This window comes from Kitasatospora sp. HPM-01-4 (assembly GCF_051374625.1).
Classification (GTDB): domain Bacteria; phylum Actinomycetota; class Actinomycetes; order Streptomycetales; family Streptomycetaceae; genus Kitasatospora.
The window spans coordinates 657,121-673,186 of record NZ_JBPQGP010000005.1 but is presented as its reverse complement, the minus strand read 5'-3'; the positions used below and the strand labels follow the sequence as shown (position 1 = coordinate 673,186).

Sequence of the window (16,066 nt, the reverse complement as noted above, 5' to 3'; positions counted from 1 at the left end):
CCGGCCCGTGCGATGCCGAGCGGCCGGACAGCGGCCGACCGGGGCGGCGGCGTGGGGCGGGCTCCGCCGCCCCTGGCGCTACCGGGGTGGGGGAGTGCGCCACCCCCCGCCCCGGCTACCCGCCGCCCGAGCGCCGCACCGTGTCGATACGGGCCTGCACCGCCGTGAGGCTCCGGTCCGCTTCGGTGAGCTCGTTCAACGACGTCGTGAAGAGGCTGGAGCTGTCCTGGGTGAGACCGAGCAGGCAGTCCCGGCTCCCCGCCTGGGCCTGGGTGACGAACGACTTCCACAGGGACTGGGCCTGCGGATCCGGGATCGGGAAGTAGTGTCCGGTATCCCCTGCGAGCCGTCCGAAGTCCGAGCAGACCGGAGTGAAGGCGGACTCCTCGATCCGGCCGCCCGCGTCCGCGGCCTGTTGCAAGATCTTGCCGAACCGGCCGTCGATGCCGGCGTAGCGCAGGATGAGGTCCCGCCCGCCGAAGGTGTACCAGGCGGACATCTGCAGCTGCCTGATCACAGCGGTGCCGGCCACGGACGGGGGGATCTGCGTGTAGAACACCTCGGACTGCGAACCGCCGGACCGGTTCTCGAACCTCGCCGCCGAGGTCGTGGCCGCCACGGCGACGGCGCACAGCACGCCGACGGCGACACGGCGGGCGCCCGGCCTCCGTCGTGGTGCGAACGGCCCTGCGGGTACGGAGTGTTGGCGACCTGCTTCCCGTAGCCGGTGGACCGCGGCGGTGATCGAGGCGGCGACGGCGGCGAGCAGCGCGGTGGACACCAGGACCGGACCCAGGACCAGCTCGACCATCGGCCACGCCGCGGAGGGGAGCCAGTGGCAGGTCGACCCGAGTGTGCTCAGCGGTTGCGCACAGCCGTCGGCGGACATCAGCACGAAGTCTCCGAGCAGGCCGATCAGCGCGCAGACCTGAGCGGCGATCAGCGCCATGAGCAGCCGGTGCGCACGGTTCCGCGCGGCGGTGGCGACGGCCACCGCCGTCGCCACCGTTACCACGGCGACGAGCCCCCAGGCGGCCACGGCCACGGCGTACAGCCCTCCGCGCTGACCCTCCGGCGGCTGCCAGGTGTGCAGATAGGCCTTGGCGAGCGCGATGGCGGCCCAGCACGCGATCCCGCCGAGCGCCGAGGCGGACAGTACCCGGCGCAGGGACGGCGGTGTCGCTCCCGGCGGTGTCGGCGGTGTCGGCGGTGTCGGCGGTGTCGTCCCCGGATCCGGCGAGCCCTCCGGAGCCCCGGCCGCCCGGCGGCGCGGCCACGGCAGCCGGCCGGCCGTCCAGGAGAGCAGGGGTACCACCCACAGGGCGCAGACCGCGGCCAGGACCAACGGTCGGACGAGCCCGGAGAACACCTGGAACCACACGCCGATTGCGGACACCAGGACCTGGTGCGACCCGGTCGGTCCGGGGAACGTCGTCTCCACCATCCGGCGCTCCACCGCCAGATCGATCCAGCCGCTCGCCAGCCGTGTGCCGTCGAGCTGCCACCAGTCGAACCACGCCGTCATCAGCAGGCAGGCGGCCGCCATGACCGGCAGCATCGCCCCGACGCCGGCACGTCGTGGCCATGCCGTGAACCACAGGTGCGAGCACTGCGTCGTCCACCAGGCGAACAGTGCGCCGGCCACCACGACCGTGACCAGGAGCTCGGGCCGGGCCGGCAGCCACCGGGTGACCGACATCTGTGCCATGTCCAGTTCGCCGACGGCCATCCCGGCGCCCAGCCAGAGCCCGGCGCGCACTCCCGAAGGGACGCGGCCACCGGTGAGCAGGGCGTGCGCGACCGCCCGCCACAGCGCGACCCCGGCGACGCCGGTCACCGCCACCGCCGCGAGCAGGGCGATCCAGCCGTTGCTCGGGGCGCCGGACCCCAGGTAGCTGCCGGCCTGAGCGCCGATCAGCGCGGCGGCGGCCCCGGTCAGGAACATCGGCAGGGCCGGGACACCGAAGAGCGGTCCCGGATCGGCCAGAGCGCGCCGCCGCAGCTCCCAGCGGGGATGGGTGCGCCACAGCTCGACGAAGGACGCCAGCGCCCGCCCGAGCCCGCCGCCGGCGGGTCCGGGTGCGGTGACCGCCCAGCCGCGCGGGTCGGCGCCCCAGCGCACCGCGGCGAGGTCGGCGTACACCTCGCGCATCCGCAGCACATCCGAACGGGCCAGGTAGACCAGCGCGGTGAGGAAGACCGGGAGAACGAACACCCGTGCCACGAAAGGCTGTTCACCGTGCCAGTACGGCGAGTGGTGCGAGGTCGGGATCACGCTCGCGCACCACACCAGGTAGGGCAGCAGGACCAGGGCGATGAAGACCCGCCACACGGCGATGGTGGCGTAGGTCAAGGTGACGTCGCCGTTGCGGACATGGGCGAACTCGTGCAGCAGCACCGCCCGGAAGCCCTCCGGGTCGTGCGACCGGCGGGCCAGCAGACCCGCGTGCAGGCAGACCGTCGGCCGGCGGTTGCTGCCGAACACCAGGGCGCCGGTCGAGAACCTGGTCGGGTCGACGACGATCCGGGGTGTACGGGCCAGTCCGGCGGTCGCCGCCAGCTCGTCCAGCGTGTGCCCGATCGCCCGGGTGTGGTCGATGGTCTCCAGCGGGACGACGCGACCGCGGCGGGCCTTCCAGCGCGGCAGGACCATGAACAACCCCGCCGCCGCGACCAGCGCGAGGCCCGGCCACACGAAGGCGAGCCACCGGGGCGGCCCCGGTTCGTAGCGGGCCATACAGGCACTGAGGGCGTCCGGGTGGGCGAACATGCTCGCGGAGTTGGCCAGGTCGTCGCCCCGGTTGGGATCCACCCCCGCGGCGAGGTGGCAGCCGAAACCGCCGAAACCGTCGTGTCCGTAGCGCAGGCCGGTGATCGCGGACATCATCGATCCGCTGCTCACCAGCAGCAGGATCACCAGCAGTGCGAAGCGCATGGTGGTGCCGGCGCTGACCGCCCGTTCGTCGACCCGGTGCGGTGCCTCGGTCGCGGCCATCGGACCCTAGCCCCGGGCCGCGGTGCCCTCGCCGGCCGGACCGGTCGGATCCGGCGGGCCCGCCGCCGGTTCCTGGTCCGGCGCGGTGAGCGCCAGTCTGGCCACCACCGCGTCGGCGATGGCCGAGGCCCGCTGTTCGCCCAGGCCCCGCTGAGCTGCGGTCTCCAGTACCAACTGCCGTACCTGGACGAGCTGTTCGCGGGTCAGGGCGGGGATGACCGTCTCCTCCCGCCGGTGCAGGAGCCGGCGTGCGACGGCTTTCGCCCCCTTGGCGGCGCCGCTCGCCGCCTCGCCGCCGAGCTGGCGAGCCGCTTCGTTCACGGCGAGCCAGACCACCGGGGTCACCAGTGCGGCGACCTCGCCCAGGCCGAATCCGAGCGGGTCCTGCCGGGTGCTGGGGCGGGCCAGCCGCCGCAGTGCCGCGGCCTCGTCCAGTGCGGCCAGCGCGGCCACCAGGGGGAGCTCCTCGGGGGCGACCTCGGCCACCACGTCGCGCACCACCTCGGGCAGCCCGGTCTTGCCGGCAGTCGTTTCCGCGCCCACCATGACGCCTCCTTGTCACCGGGCAGCGTGCCCGCAACACCGTAGCGCGGACGGCCGATTCACCGCGGCCGAATACGGGGGTTCCGGTTGGCCGGAGGCGCCCGGGGTCGGGGGGCGTACGCCCGGCGGCCCGACAGGGTCGGGGTCCTCCGTGCGCGGTCGAGGCGGTCCGCCCTGGCGGACCGGCCAGGACCGGGCCCCGGACCACGGTGCAGGGGGCATCCTGTGCTGTTTGGTTATGTCACGACGGCCGTAAATCTGCGTTGAGTATTGACGGTTTCTGTTGACTTTGGTTCGCTTGGCCACGCCCTGCGCAAGGCACTTGCTCCGCCGTACCGTCCGCCCCCCTCTCGGACTCAGGAGAACCGATGCGCAAGACGTGGGCCGCGCTGGTCGCGGCCGCGCTGACGGCCGCACCTCTGGCCGCCGTCCCCCTCACCGCCACACCCGCCGCCGCGGTCGACAACGGCCTGGCACTCACCCCGCCGATGGGCTGGAACGACTGGAACGCCTTCGGCTGCGACGTCAGCGCGAAGCTGGTCGAGCAGACCGCCGACCGGATCGTCTCCAGCGGGCTCAGGACCGCCGGCTACCAGAACGTCAACATCGACGACTGCTGGCTCACCAAGACCCGGGACGCGAGCGGCAACCTGGTGCCCGACCCGGTCAAGTTCCCCGACGGCATCAAGGGCGTCGCCGACTACGTGCACGCCAGGGGTCTCAAGCTCGGCATCTACGAGAGCGCCGGCACGATGACCTGCGCCGGCTACCCCGGCAGCCTCGGCCACGAGCAGCAGGACGCCGACTCCTTCGCGGCCTGGGGAGTCGACTATCTGAAGTACGACAACTGCTACAACCAGGGCGTGCCCGCCAAGCAGCGCTACCAGGCGATGGGCGACGCGCTGGCCAGGACCGGCCGCCCGATCGTCTACAGCCTCTGCGACTGGGGCGAGGAGTCCGTAGCGGACTGGGGCGGCTCGGTCGGCAACCTCTGGCGCACCACCGGCGACATCGACGCCTCCTACGGGCGGATGCTGGACATCGTCCACCAGAACATGCCGCTCGCCGCCGCCGCGAAGCCGGGTGCCTGGAACGACCCGGACATGCTGGAGGTCGGCAACGGCATGACGCCGACCGAGGACCGCACCGAGTTCTCGCTCTGGGCCGAGATGGCCGCGCCGCTGATCGCCGGCACCGACCTGCGCAGCGCGAGCGCCGACACCCTGGCGATCTACGGCAACCGCGAGGTCATCGCCGTCGACCAGGACAGGCTCGGTAAGCAGGGCGTGCCGGTGAGCACCACCGGCGGGCTCGACGTCCTGGCCAAGCCGCTCGCCGACGGCAGCGTCGCGGTGACCCTGTTCAACGAGAACGCCGCGCCCGCCGTCATCTCCACCACCGCCGCCGCCATCGGGCTGCCGCACGCCAAGGGCTACACGCTGCGTGACCTGTGGGCACACCGCACCACCGAGACCGCCGGCACGGTCAGCGCCGCCGTGCCGGGCCACGGCACGGCGATGTACCGGGTCAAGGCCACCGCGACCCCCGAACGGTACGCCCCCGACCTGACACTGCGCACCAGCACACCGAACTGGTCGGCGGGCAGCACCGCCACGGTGACCGCGACGCTCACCAACAACGGCGTGGGCGCCGCGTACGACGCGACCGTCGGGATGGACCTGCCGAAGGGCTGGACCGCCACCCCGCTCAGCGGCACCACGTACCGGCGTTTCGCCGGCGGTGAGCAGGCCACCGCCCGGTTCAGCGTGACCGCACCCGCCGTGCTGCCCGCGCCGATCACCCATGCCACGGTGACCGGCACGGTGACCGCCCGCACGCCCGGCGGACCGGAGAAGGTCAGCTCACCGAACCAGGTGGAACTCGCCGCGCCCGTCCAGGCGCCGCTGCGGACCTTCACCGACAACACGGCCGTCTTCGGCGCCCAGAACGGCAGCATCGCGATCGACGGCGCCGGGGCCGACCTGTACTACGACGTCGACCAGTACAGCGCCGTCTACCAGCCGGGCGCCGAACACGACGGCTCCACCACCGTGGTCAGGCTGACCGCCCAGGCCCGCACCAGTGACTGGGCGAAGGCCGGGATCATGGTCCGCGACGACATCACCAAGCCCAACAGCTCCCCGGGCTACCTGATCCTCGCCGAGGCGCCCGGCAAGGGCTACGTCCTGCAGTGGGACAGCACCGGCAGCGGCCGGCTCGACTCCAACAGCGCCCCCGCCGACCAGGGCAGCGGCACGGCCGCGTACCCGAGCTGGCTCAAACTGGTCCGCTCCGGCTCGACGTACACCGGCTACTACTCCACCGACGGCACCGCCTGGACCCAGGTCGGCACCGCCACCCTGCCGGGGGTGACGGCCACCCAGGACGTGGGCGTCTTCACCAGCTCGCACAGCGAAGGCACCAGCGGCGAGGCCGACTTCACCGGCTTCAGCCAGAACTGACACCCCCACGGCGGAGCGGCCCCCCGGCCGCTCCGCCGTCCCGCACCCCTCTTGGAGCCCCCATGCGCGTCCTCCCGCGCCTCCTGCTCGCCCTCAGTCTGTCCCTGCCCGCCCTCGCACTCCCGCTGCTCGCGGTCGAGCCGGCCCACGCCCTGGACAACGGCCTGGCCCGCACCCCGCCGATGGGCTGGAACAGCTGGGACACCTTCGGCTGCAACGCGAACGAGCGGATCGTCAAGGACACCGCCGACTTCATGGCCGCCAGCGGCCTGCGCGACGCCGGTTACCAGTACCTCACCATCGACGACTGCTGGATGAGCCGCACCCGCGACGCCGGCGGCAATCTGACCCCCGACCCGCAGAAGTACCCCGACGGCCTGGCGGCGCTCGCCGCGTACGTGCACGGCAAGGGGCTGAAGTTCGGCGTCTACGAGAGTCCGACCCTGCACACCTGCCAGGGCTTCCCCGGCAGCCTGGACCACGAGCAGCAGGACGCCAGGACCTTCGCCGGCTGGGGCGTCGACTTCCTCAAGTACGACAACTGCCTTGCCAGCGACCCGAACCAGCGGGTCGGCGACGAGCGGCTGCCGCTGCAGACCCGGGACGGCTGGATGCGCGACGCGCTGGCCGCGACCGGCCGGCCGATCGTCCTCAGCCTCTCGCTCCAGCCCGCCGCGCAGGGCGAGACCCCCTGGGTGTGGGGGCGGAGCGTCGCCAACATGTGGCGGATCGACGGCGACCGGGACGCCTCCTTCGCGGGCCTGACCCGGCTGATCCACACCGACCTGGACAAGTCCCGCTACGCCGGACCCGGCGCCTGGAACGACATCGACATGCTGGAGACCGGCAACTACTCCTCCGCCGCCGACAACCCCGGGCAGCGGCTCAGTTACGACCAGGAGAAGACCGAACTCTCCGCCGCCGCCGTACTGGCCGCCCCGCTGATCTCCGGCGCCGACCTGCGCACCGCCGCCACGGCGGGCGGCTCCGGCTACCCGATCAGCCAGCAGGACCTGAGCGTCTACCTGAACAAGGACGTCATCGCCGTCGACCAGGACAGCCTCGGGCAGCAGGGCACGGCGGTCTCCACCGCGGGCGGCCTGGACGTGCTGCGCCGCCCGCTGGCCGGCGGCGACGTGGCGGTCGCCCTGATCAACGAGACCTCCGCGCCGGCCGTGGTCTCCACCACCGCCGCCGCGGTCGGCCTGCCCGCCGGCGGTGGCGGGTACTCGCTCAACGACCTGTGGGCGCACACCACTTCGGTCAGCACCGACGGCGCCATCAGCGCCACCGTGCCGGCCGGCGGCACGGTGCTGTACCGGGTGTCCGCCCGACCGCTCACCCAGGGCCCGGCTGCGAAGCTGGTCTCCGCCTCCTCCGGCCGCTGCCTGGACGCCTGGGACAACCAGACCGCGCCCGGTACCAGGATCGAGATCTGGGACTGCAACGGCGGCGCCAACCAGAGCTGGTCCTTCACCTCCAACGGTGACCTGCGCAGCTACGACGGCACCCAGTGCCTCGGCGGCGCCGGCGGCAGCCTGGCCTGGGGTACGCCGGTGGTGATCCAGCCCTGCGACGGCAGCACCGCCCAGAAGTGGCGGCCCGGCCCCGGCGGCACCATCACCACCCCGAGCCAGTCCGGCCTCTGCCTGGACGTCACCGGCGGCAACCTCCCCTCCGGCAACGTCAACGGCACCACGGTCGAGGTCTACGGCTGCAACGGCGGCGCCAACCAGCGCTGGACCGCGCAGTAGGCCGGCCCCCGGTTCCGCCGCACCATGCGGTCAGCGAAGCAGGCGGCGCTCCTTGGCGACCGCGACCGCGCCGGCCCGGGTGTCGACACCGAGCTTGGCGTAGATCCGCCCGAGGTGGGTCTTGACGGTGGCCTCGCTGATGAACAGCGCACGGGCGATCTCGCGATTGCCGAGGCCCTGGCCGAGTTGCTCGAGGATGTCCTGCTCGCGGCCGGTGAGCTGGGGCGCGGATGAGCGCATCCGCGCCATCACCCGGGAGGCGACCGGCGGGGAGAGCGTGGTGCGGCCGAGCGCGGCGGCACGGATCGCGGTGAACAGCTCCTCGGGCCGCTCGGCCTTCAGCAGGTAACCGGTGGCACCGGCGGCGATGGCCCGGGCGATGTCCGCGTCGGTGTCGTAGGTGGTGAGGACCAGGACGTGCGGCGCGGCGGGCTGGGCGGTGATGCGGGCCGTGGCCTCCACCCCGTCGATGCCGGAGCCGAGTTGGAGGTCCATCAGGACCACCTGCGGTCGCAGTCCCGCCGCCAGCGCGACCGCCTCCTCGCCGCTGCTCGCCTCACCGACCACCTCGATGGATTCGGTGCTGGCGAGCAGGGCGAGCAGCCCCGCCCGTACCACGGCGTGGTCGTCGCAGACCAGCAGCCGGATTTGCGCGGGCGGCCCGTCGGACGGTGCGGGCGTGGTCACGGGGCCTCCAGGGGGATCGCGGCGGACAGCACGGTGCCGTCGCCGGGAGAGCTCTCGATCGTCAGGGCGCCGCCGAGCTGGTGCAGCCGGGCCCGCATCGCGGGCAGCCCGTAGCCGCGACCGTCCGCCGAGCCACGGTGGCCGGCGTCCGCAGCGGCGAGACCGCGACCGTCGTCGGTGATGTCGAGGACCGCCTGGTCGTCGAGGAAGGACAGGGTCAGCTCGGCGGCCGAGGCGTCGGCGTGTTCCCGTACGTTGGCGAGGGCGCCCTGGGCGATCCGCAGCAGCGCCGACCGGGCCGCGGCCGGCAGCGGCACCGGGGTGCCGTCCAGGTGGAAGCGCACCGGCAGTCCGCTCTCGGCGGTCTCCCGCTCGGCGAGGGCCCGGAGCGCGGCCTCCAGCGGACGGCCGTCGGCGAGCTCGGCCGGGGCCAGGTCACGGACGAAGCGACGGGCCTCGGCGAGGTTGCGGGCTGCGACCTGGGCCGCCGTGTGGACGTGGCGCCGCGCGGTCGCCGGGTCGCCGTCCCAGGTGCGGTCGGCGGCCTGCAGCAGCATCCGCTGACTGGACAGGCCCTGCGCGAGCGTGTCGTGGATCTCACCGGCCAGGCGCTCGCGCTCGGCGAGCGTGCCCTCGCGCCGCTCGGTGGCGGCCAGCTCGCGGCGGGTGCGGACCAGGTCGGCGATCAGTTCGCGTTGCCGGGCCGCCTGTCGCTCCATGTGGCGGAAGACCGCGGTTGCGAGGCCGGCCACGGCCGACGGCACCAGCAGCACATTGGGGTCGATGCCATGGGCCAGCCGCAGCTCGGCGACCACGACCAGCGAGGTGAGCGCCGCCACCAGAGGGATCGCGGCCCGGGCCGGGAGGATGCGCAGTCCGGTGTAGATCAACGGGACCGCACACCACGCGAAGCTGGGTGCGAGCAGGACCAGCACCACCCACAGCGCCACCACGCCGACCAGCCACGCCAGTTGCCGCCGCCGTGCGCCGAGCAGGTGCACCGCCGCCAGCGCACCGCTCAGGGCCACCACCCAGGGGGCGCGCGGTGTCCCGCCGTGATGGCTCAGATAGCGGGTGAGCGAGGCGGTGAGCAGCAGCAGGAAGGCGGTGTGCAGCGCCGCGCGCAGCCATCGCTCGTCGGGGTCGCGGCCGGTGACCGCGTTCGGGGGGTGCTGCACTGCTGCTCCTCGCTGACCTGCACTTCCTTCGCATCCTGACCTGCCAGGAGCCCGGGCGCATCAACCGATCGGCTGACCCGCCGGTCATCCATCATGCCTTCCGGCCGAAGCCGGAACGCCGATCCCCGAACCGGTGCACCACGTCGAGGATCGATCCGGGCGGTCGGCCTTCGAACCCGGCCGGGACGCAACCGAGCACAAGGAGTGAGAGATGACCATCGCAACCATGAGCGTGCGCACCAGGGTGCTGACCGGCGCGGCGGTGGCCGCCGTGGTCGGCGCGGCCACCGTCGGCGCGGTCTCGGCCAGCGCCGAGCAGCCCGGCACCGCGGCCACGGCGGCCGCGGCCAGGACCGGCACGGCGGGGCAGAACCTGACCCAGTCGACCGGTCTGACCATCGAGGCCGCGACCAGGGCCGCCCAGGCCGCGCTCGCCGCCGCCGGGAAGAGCGGGCAGCACGTCTCGGTCGCGGTGGTCGACCGGGACGGCATCACCCGGGTCCTGCTCAAGGGGGACGGCGCCGGCCCGCAGTCGGTGGAGTCGGCCGAGCGCAAGGCGTTCACCGCGGTCTCCTGGAACGCCCCGACCTCCGAGCTGGCCAAGCGCCTCGCCCAGACCCCGGGGCTGAAGGACATTCCCGGAACCCTGTTCCTGTCCGGTGGCGCCCCGGTCCAGGCCAAGGGCGCCCCGATCGCGGCGGTCGGTGTCGCGGGCGCGCCCAGCGGCGACCTGGACGAGCAGTTCGCTCAGGCGGGCGTGGCCTCGCTCGGCGGGTGACCGGGCCCAGGCGGCGACGGCGCCCGGCGGCGGCCGGCTCGCGGTGCCGGCAGGGACGGCGGTGAACCCGCCGTCCCGGCCGTCGCGGGGTGGGGATCATTCTCATCCGCCGCCGACACGCCGACCGGATGGACCCTCGTCCGCGGCCCGGTACTGATGAGCTGTCTGCCGGCGTTCGGCGGCGGCAAGCGGTCGGACGCCGGCTGGGCCCGACCGGTCCCGGCTGGAGGTGTACGCGGGCCGCATCGACCGCCGCCCCACCGAGATCGGTCGGAGCCCACTTCCTCCCGTACCGACGAGCACCCTGGCCGACTCCATGACCGTCTCCATCGCCCTGCTGACCCAGGACCTCCGACTGCACGACAACCCCGTCCTGCGGGCCGCCTGTCACGAGGCCGAGGAGGTCGTGCCGCTCTTCGTCCTCGATCCCGGCATCGAGGCCGCGGGCTTCGCGGTGCCCAACCGGCTGGCGTTCCTCGCGGACTGCCTCACCGATCTGGACGGTTCGCTCCGGCGGATCGGCGGCAGGCTCATCCTGCGCCGGGGCCGCCCGGCGACGGAGACCGCCAGGCTGGCCCGCGAGGTGGGCGCGGGCTCCGTGCACCTCGCGGCGGGGGTGAGCGCCTTCGCCCGGCGCCGCGAGGGCGAACTGCGACGGGAGCTCGGCGACCGCCTGCACGTCCACGACGGGTCGCTCACCGTCGTCCCGCCCGGCGCCCTCACCCCCGCCGGCAGGGACCACTACGCCGTCTTCACCCCGTACTTCCGCGTCTGGCGGCAGGTCGGACGGCGCGCCGTCCACCGGGCTCCGACGGCCCTGCGCACGCCCGCCGGGATCGCGAGCGAGCCGGTCCCCCGGGTCAGCCCCGACTCGCCCGGGCTGCCGCAGGGCGGCGAGTCGGCCGCCCGGCGGCTGTGGCGGGCATGGCACGTCGACCGGTACGAGGAGCAGCACGACGACCTCGCCGCCGACGCGACCTCGCGGCTCTCGCCCCACCTCCACTTCGGCTCTCTGTCCGCCGCCGAACTCGCCGACCGCGCCGGACACCACGGCGGGCCGGGTGCCGAGGCCTTCGTCCGGCAGCTGGCCTGGCGGGACTTCCACCACCAGGTGCTCGCCGCCAGGCCGCAGGCGGCCTGGGAGGACTACCGCTCCAGGCAGGACCGCTGGTGGCAGGACGACCGCGAGGCCGAGGCCTGGCGCCGGGGCCGTACCGGCTTCCCGATCGTGGACGCCGGCATGCGCCAACTCGCCCACGAGGGCTGGATGCACAACCGGGCCCGCCTGGTGACGGCATCGTTCCTGACCAAGACGCTCTACCAGGACTGGCGGATCGGCGCGCGCCACTTCCTGTCCCTGCTGGTCGACGGCGACATCGCCGACAACCAGCTCAACTGGCAGTGGGTGGCCGGCACCGGGACCGACACCCGCCCCAACCGGGTCCTCAACCCGCTCGCCCAGGCGGACCGCCTGGACCCCGACGGAAGTTACGTCCGCCGCTGGGTGCCCGAACTGGCCGGCCTCCCGGGCCGGACGATCCACCGGCCCTGGCGGCTGGCGGAGATCCCCGGCGGATACCCGCGGCCGATCATCGATCCCGAGGACATCTCGACCCGCCTCCGTGCCGCCCGCGGTCTCGACCGGAAGTGACGAATAGTCAAGTCTGCCGTGAAGGGCGGAAATTGATCCGTCCATCCCGGCTCCCGGGGGCGGCACGGCCGGACGGTTCACGGGCGGCAGCGTCCCCACCGGGGCGCCGAGGACCGGCGCGAGTCGTCAGATCCGGGTGTACCGCTCGATGTCCTCGGTGAACTCCGCCAGGAGCGCATCGGTGACCGACGGCCGGGTGCTGCCGATCGCGGCGAGGTAGTCGTCGGTGCCGGCAGGCCTGCCGCAGCGCTCCACGACCTCGCGTTCGAAGGCCGCCTGGGCGCCCTTGCGGGCGGCGAACTCGATGTCGGCCGGGGTGAACATGTCGCTGGCCGCCACCAGACGTGAGAGGTCCACCACGGCGAGGGCGGGGCCGAGGTAGCGGGACCAGATCGCGCGGCGGGCTGCCGGGTCCGGCGGCCCGATCGGGATCACGTAGTCGAACCGGCCCGGACGCAGGAAGGCCGGATCCAGTGAACGGACCGAGTTGGTGGCGCAGACCAGCAGCCTTTCGTCGCGTTCACGGAAGCCGGGGATGCTCTTGAGGAGTTCGTTGGTCACGCCGTGCCCAGGGTCCGCCGCGATCCCGGAGCGCACCCCGGCCACCTCCTCGACCTCGTCGATGAACACCACCACCGACTCCAGCTCCGCCAGGTCGGCGAAGACCTCCCGCAGGGCGCTCATGAGTCCGCCGTCGGAGAGGTCCGCGAGCCGGGAGGGGAAGATCTCGACGAACGGCCAGCCCAGCCGTGAGGCGACCGCCTTGGCGAAGCTGGTCTTGCCGGTTCCGGGAGGGCCGAACAGGATGACCGCCTTCGGCGGCTGCACCCCGTACCGGTCGGCCAGGTCCCGTTCCGACAGCGGCAGCACGATCTGCCGCTCGATGACGCTCTTCTCCCGCTCCATCCCCGCCATCGACTGCCACAGGCCGGGAGGCAGCACCCGGCCGCCCAGCGCGGCCAGCACCCCCGCGTCGTCGGCCGCGAGATGCTCCACCTTCTCGTAGTAGACCAGGCCCTCCCGGGGGTGGAATCCCGAGTTCTCCAACGCCTTCGTGCCGGTGGCCCGGTCCGGCAGCAGCGCGCTGATCCGGTGCACCCCCAGGGCCCGCAGCCGCCGCTCCAGCTCCGCGAGAAGGGAGCTTCCGATCCCATGGCTGCGCCAGCGGGCGGCCAGCGCCACCAGGATCACCCAGCCGCGCTCACCCTGCGCCTGGGCCACGGCCATGCCCACGAGTTCGTCGCCGACCACCGCGACCACCGCCGGCTGGCCCGCCCGCGCGGCGGACATCACCTCGGAGACGGGGAAGACCGGGAGCGGTTCGTCGCTCTGGCGGCTCTGGTCCCAGATCTCGATCGCCTGATCGAGATCGTCATCGTGGAAATCCCGCAACCGCCATGCCGACATGGCCACCTCCTCGCCACTGCGGCCAGGATCCCACCAGCGGCTGACGACGGCGACCACTCGCGCCACGCCGACCCGGGCGGGCGCGGCGGTCGTTCCTGGGGCCGGGCCCTTGCGGGGGCCGGTATTCGGCGGTCGCCACCTGGGAACTGTCCTCGGAGCCGGCCGTGGTGTCCCGGGCCCGCGCCATGGCGGACCGCCAGCTCGAGACCTGGGATCTGGCGGAGATCGCGCCCGTCACCGAACTGATCGTCAGTGAACTGGTGACCAACGCCATCCGCTACGGGCGCAGCCCGATCCAGCTGCGGCTGATCAACGACCGCACCTTGACCTGCGAGGTCTCCGACGCCGCCAGTACCTCGCCGCACCTGCGGCTGGCGGCCGCCACCGACGAGGGCGGCCGCGGGCTGTTCATGATCGCCCATCTTGCGGACGCCTGGGGCACCCGGTACACCCCGACCGGCAAGACCATCTGGGCCGAGCAGGCCATCAGGCCCGCGGAGTTCGCCGCCTTCGGGCAGGCACTCGCTCCGGCCTCCCATCCTTCCTGACCGCCTACCGCGCTCCGGCGCGCCCGGCCGTCCGCCGCTCGCACCCGCCCGCCGCCAACTCCTCGGCCCGGCCACGGGATTGAACGCGGGCGCGAGGAGCACCGCGGCTGCTCGGGACCGCGCGCACTGTGCACAAATCATTGATCGCACATGATGCTTTGGGCTATAAAGAAAGCATCTTTGAGCATCATCGTGCAGGATTGCGCATCGGGAGGGCTGTCGTGCGCCATGTCGAGCGGGAGACCGCCAGCCGGCCGATGATCCTCACCGTCACGCTCAACGCCGCGCTCGACATCACCTACCGCCTCGACCGGCTGCACCGGCACGGCGGCAACCGGGTCGGCGCGGTGGCCGAACGGGCCGGCGGCAAGGGCGTCAACGTCTCCCGGGTGCTGCACGCGCTCGGGCAGCGGACCGCCGTGACCGGCCTGGCCGGAGGCCTGACCGGCGCCGCACTGCGCCGCGACCTCGCGGCGGCCGGCCTGCTCGACCACCTGCTGCCGATCGACGGCGAGAGCCGCCGCACCGTGGCGGTGGTCGAGGAGCAGGCCGGCGACACCACGATCCTGCTGGAGCCCGGACCGGTGGTGCGGCCCGGCGAGTGGGCGCGCTTCCTGGACCACCTCGGCGGGCTGCTCCCCGGCGCGGCGGCGGTGGTGTTCTCCGGCAGCCTGCCGCGCGGTGTGCCGGGCGACGCGTACGCCCGCCTGGTGCGGCTCGCCCACGCCCACGGCGTCCCCGCGGTGCTGGACGCCGACGGCGAGGCGCTGCGCGCCGCACTCCCGGCCCGCCCCGCGGTGATCAAGCCGAACGTGGACGAACTGGCCGCGGCCACCGGCCTGGCCGATCCCGTGGCCGCGGCCCGCTCCCTGCAGGCCGCCGGAGCCGGTGCCGTGATCGCCTCACTCGGCCCGGAAGGCCTCATCGCCCTGACATCGCACGGCGGTTGGCGGGCCCGTCCGCCCGAACGGCTGGCCGGCAACCCCACCGGCGCCGGGGACGCGGCGGTGGCCGCGCTCACCCTGGGGCTGGTCACCGGCGCCTCCTGGCCGGACCGGCTGGCCGAGGCGGTGGCACTCTCCGCGGCCGCCGTCGCCGCACCGCTGGCCGGCGACTTCGATCCCGCCGTCCACCACCGCCTGCGGTCCCTGGTGGACGTCCGACCCCTGAGGAGCCAGCAATGCCCCTGACCGGTACCGGCGCCATCGTCACCCCCGCGGCGAGCGCCGCGCGCGGCGTCGGCGCGTTCAACGTCATCCAGCTCGAACACGCCCAGGCCATCGTGGCGGGCGCCGAGGCCGCCGGGGCCCCGGTGATCCTGCAGCTCAGCGAGAACGCCGTCCGCTACCACGGTGCGCTCGGCCCGATCGGCGCCGCCACGCTGGCCGTCGCCCGCGCGGCCGGGGTGCCGGTCGCAGTCCACCTGGACCACGCGACCTCAGCTGAACTCGTCCACGAGGCCGTCGAGTTGGGATTCTCCTCGGTCATGTTCGACGCCTCCGCGCTGGACTACGGGACCAACGTCCGCACCACGGCGCAGGTGGTGGAGCACTGCCACGCGGCCGGCGTCTGGGTGGAGGCCGAGCTCGGCGAGGTCGGCGGCAAGGACGGTGTGCACGCCCCCGGCGTCCGCACCGACCCGGGGGAGGCCGCCGCCTTCGTCTCGGCCACCGGAGTCGACGCGCTCGCCGTCGCGGTCGGGACCTCGCACGCCATGCCGACCCGGGACGCCGTGCTCGACTACGAGCTGATCGGCGCCCTGCGCGCGGCGCTACCCGTGCCGCTGGTACTGCACGGCTCCTCGGGGGTGGCCGACGAGCATCTGACCCGCGCCGTCGAGCGCGGTATGACCAAGGTCAACATCGCCACCCAGCTGAACCGGGTCTTCACCACCGCCGTGCGCCGGATCCTGGCCGAGGACGGAAGACTGGTGGACACCCGCCGTTATCTCGGTGTTGGCCGAGCGGTGATGGCGGACGAAGTCACCCGACTGCTAGGTGTATTGAAGGCGGCGGCACCCGTGACCTGAACGCGACGCGGACAGCACGCGGACGGCGCCGGAT

General features: G+C 73.5%; 11 protein-coding genes and 1 pseudogene. 7 read left to right on the top strand and 5 right to left on the bottom strand.

Annotated elements, in window-relative coordinates:
* Positions 1 to 115 precede the first annotated feature (115 nt).
* Positions 116 to 2,995 carry a M56 family metallopeptidase gene (locus ACSMTC_RS02920; RefSeq protein WP_436558045.1) on the bottom strand — a complete coding sequence of 960 codons (2,880 nt, stop codon included), beginning with the start codon at positions 2,993 to 2,995 and terminating at the stop codon, positions 116 to 118.
* A gap of 6 nt (positions 2,996 to 3,001) precedes the next feature.
* Positions 3,002 to 3,541 carry a hypothetical protein gene (locus ACSMTC_RS02915; RefSeq protein ID WP_436558044.1) on the bottom strand — a complete coding sequence of 180 codons (540 nt, stop codon included), beginning with the start codon at positions 3,539 to 3,541 and terminating at the stop codon, positions 3,002 to 3,004.
* A 365-nt stretch (positions 3,542 to 3,906) separates the two neighbouring features.
* On the opposite strand from ACSMTC_RS02915, the gene ACSMTC_RS02910 reads away from it, so the two are divergent.
* Complete coding sequence (locus ACSMTC_RS02910; RefSeq protein ID WP_436558043.1) at positions 3,907 to 6,000, top strand: glycoside hydrolase family 27 protein; 2,094 nt, start codon at positions 3,907 to 3,909, stop codon at positions 5,998 to 6,000.
* Positions 6,001 to 6,062: 62 nt separating this feature from the next.
* Positions 6,063 to 7,754, top strand: a complete 1,692-nt coding sequence (locus ACSMTC_RS02905) for a glycoside hydrolase family 27 protein (RefSeq protein WP_436558042.1) — start codon at positions 6,063 to 6,065, stop codon at positions 7,752 to 7,754.
* Positions 7,755 to 7,784: 30 nt separating this feature from the next.
* Here the strand turns inward: ACSMTC_RS02905 and ACSMTC_RS02900 are convergent, their stop codons facing one another.
* Entirely contained in the window at positions 7,785 to 8,441 is a 657-nt protein-coding gene (locus ACSMTC_RS02900; protein ID WP_436558041.1) for a response regulator, read from the bottom strand.
* Positions 8,438 to 9,619, bottom strand: coding sequence for a sensor histidine kinase (locus ACSMTC_RS02895; protein WP_436558040.1), 1,182 nt, complete (start codon positions 9,617 to 9,619; stop codon positions 8,438 to 8,440). Before ACSMTC_RS02895 ends, ACSMTC_RS02900 begins: the two co-directional genes overlap by 4 nt.
* A 211-nt stretch (positions 9,620 to 9,830) precedes the next feature.
* Here ACSMTC_RS02895 and ACSMTC_RS02890 point away from each other — a divergent pair, with 211 nt between their 5' ends.
* Both ACSMTC_RS02890 and ACSMTC_RS02885 read left to right on the top strand, forming a co-directional pair.
* On the top strand, positions 9,831 to 10,397 hold the full coding sequence (locus ACSMTC_RS02890) for a GlcG/HbpS family heme-binding protein (RefSeq protein ID WP_436558039.1): 567 nt from the start codon (positions 9,831 to 9,833) through the stop codon (positions 10,395 to 10,397).
* 316 nt (positions 10,398 to 10,713) lie between these two features.
* The gene (locus ACSMTC_RS02885) at positions 10,714 to 12,048 is read left to right on the top strand and encodes a cryptochrome/photolyase family protein (protein ID WP_436558038.1); all 1,335 of its coding nucleotides are present in this window, start codon (positions 10,714 to 10,716) and stop codon (positions 12,046 to 12,048) included.
* 126 nt (positions 12,049 to 12,174) lie between these two features.
* Here the strand turns inward: ACSMTC_RS02885 and ACSMTC_RS02880 are convergent, their stop codons facing one another.
* A complete protein-coding gene (locus ACSMTC_RS02880) occupies positions 12,175 to 13,455 on the bottom strand; it encodes an ATP-binding protein (RefSeq protein WP_436558037.1) in 1,281 nt (426 codons plus the stop codon).
* Between the two features lie 131 nt (positions 13,456 to 13,586).
* Here ACSMTC_RS02880 and ACSMTC_RS02875 point away from each other — a divergent pair.
* The 3 genes and pseudogenes from ACSMTC_RS02875 to ACSMTC_RS02865 form a co-directional block, all read left to right on the top strand.
* Positions 13,587 to 14,003, top strand: a pseudogene (locus ACSMTC_RS02875) (ATP-binding protein); the annotation flags it as partial.
* 257 nt (positions 14,004 to 14,260) lie between these two features.
* On the top strand, positions 14,261 to 15,193 hold the full coding sequence (locus ACSMTC_RS02870; protein ID WP_436564579.1) for a 1-phosphofructokinase family hexose kinase: 933 nt from the start codon (positions 14,261 to 14,263) through the stop codon (positions 15,191 to 15,193).
* Positions 15,184 to 16,032, top strand: coding sequence for a class II fructose-bisphosphate aldolase (locus tag ACSMTC_RS02865; protein ID WP_436558036.1), 849 nt, complete (start codon positions 15,184 to 15,186; stop codon positions 16,030 to 16,032). Before ACSMTC_RS02870 ends, ACSMTC_RS02865 begins: the two co-directional genes overlap by 10 nt.
* Positions 16,033 to 16,066 lie beyond the last annotated feature (34 nt).

Bases quoted from the DNA above. Each gene is read 5' to 3' on its own strand.
- ACSMTC_RS02885 (WP_436558038.1), top strand. From the start codon at position 10,714: ATGACCGTCTCCATCGCCCTGCTGACCCAGGACCTCCGACTGCACGAC.
- ACSMTC_RS02870 (WP_436564579.1), top strand. From the start codon at position 14,261: ATGATCCTCACCGTCACGCTCAACGCCGCGCTCGACATCACCTACCGC.
- ACSMTC_RS02890 (WP_436558039.1), top strand. From the start codon at position 9,831: ATGACCATCGCAACCATGAGCGTGCGCACCAGGGTGCTGACCGGCGCG.
- ACSMTC_RS02905 (WP_436558042.1), top strand. From the start codon at position 6,063: ATGCGCGTCCTCCCGCGCCTCCTGCTCGCCCTCAGTCTGTCCCTGCCC.
- ACSMTC_RS02880 (WP_436558037.1), bottom strand. From the start codon at position 13,455: ATGTCGGCATGGCGGTTGCGGGATTTCCACGATGACGATCTCGATCAG.
- ACSMTC_RS02915 (WP_436558044.1), bottom strand. From the start codon at position 3,541: ATGGTGGGCGCGGAAACGACTGCCGGCAAGACCGGGCTGCCCGAGGTG.
- ACSMTC_RS02920 (WP_436558045.1), bottom strand. From the start codon at position 2,995: ATGGCCGCGACCGAGGCACCGCACCGGGTCGACGAACGGGCGGTCAGC.
- ACSMTC_RS02910 (WP_436558043.1), top strand. From the start codon at position 3,907: ATGCGCAAGACGTGGGCCGCGCTGGTCGCGGCCGCGCTGACGGCCGCA.
- ACSMTC_RS02865 (WP_436558036.1), top strand. From the start codon at position 15,184: ATGCCCCTGACCGGTACCGGCGCCATCGTCACCCCCGCGGCGAGCGCC.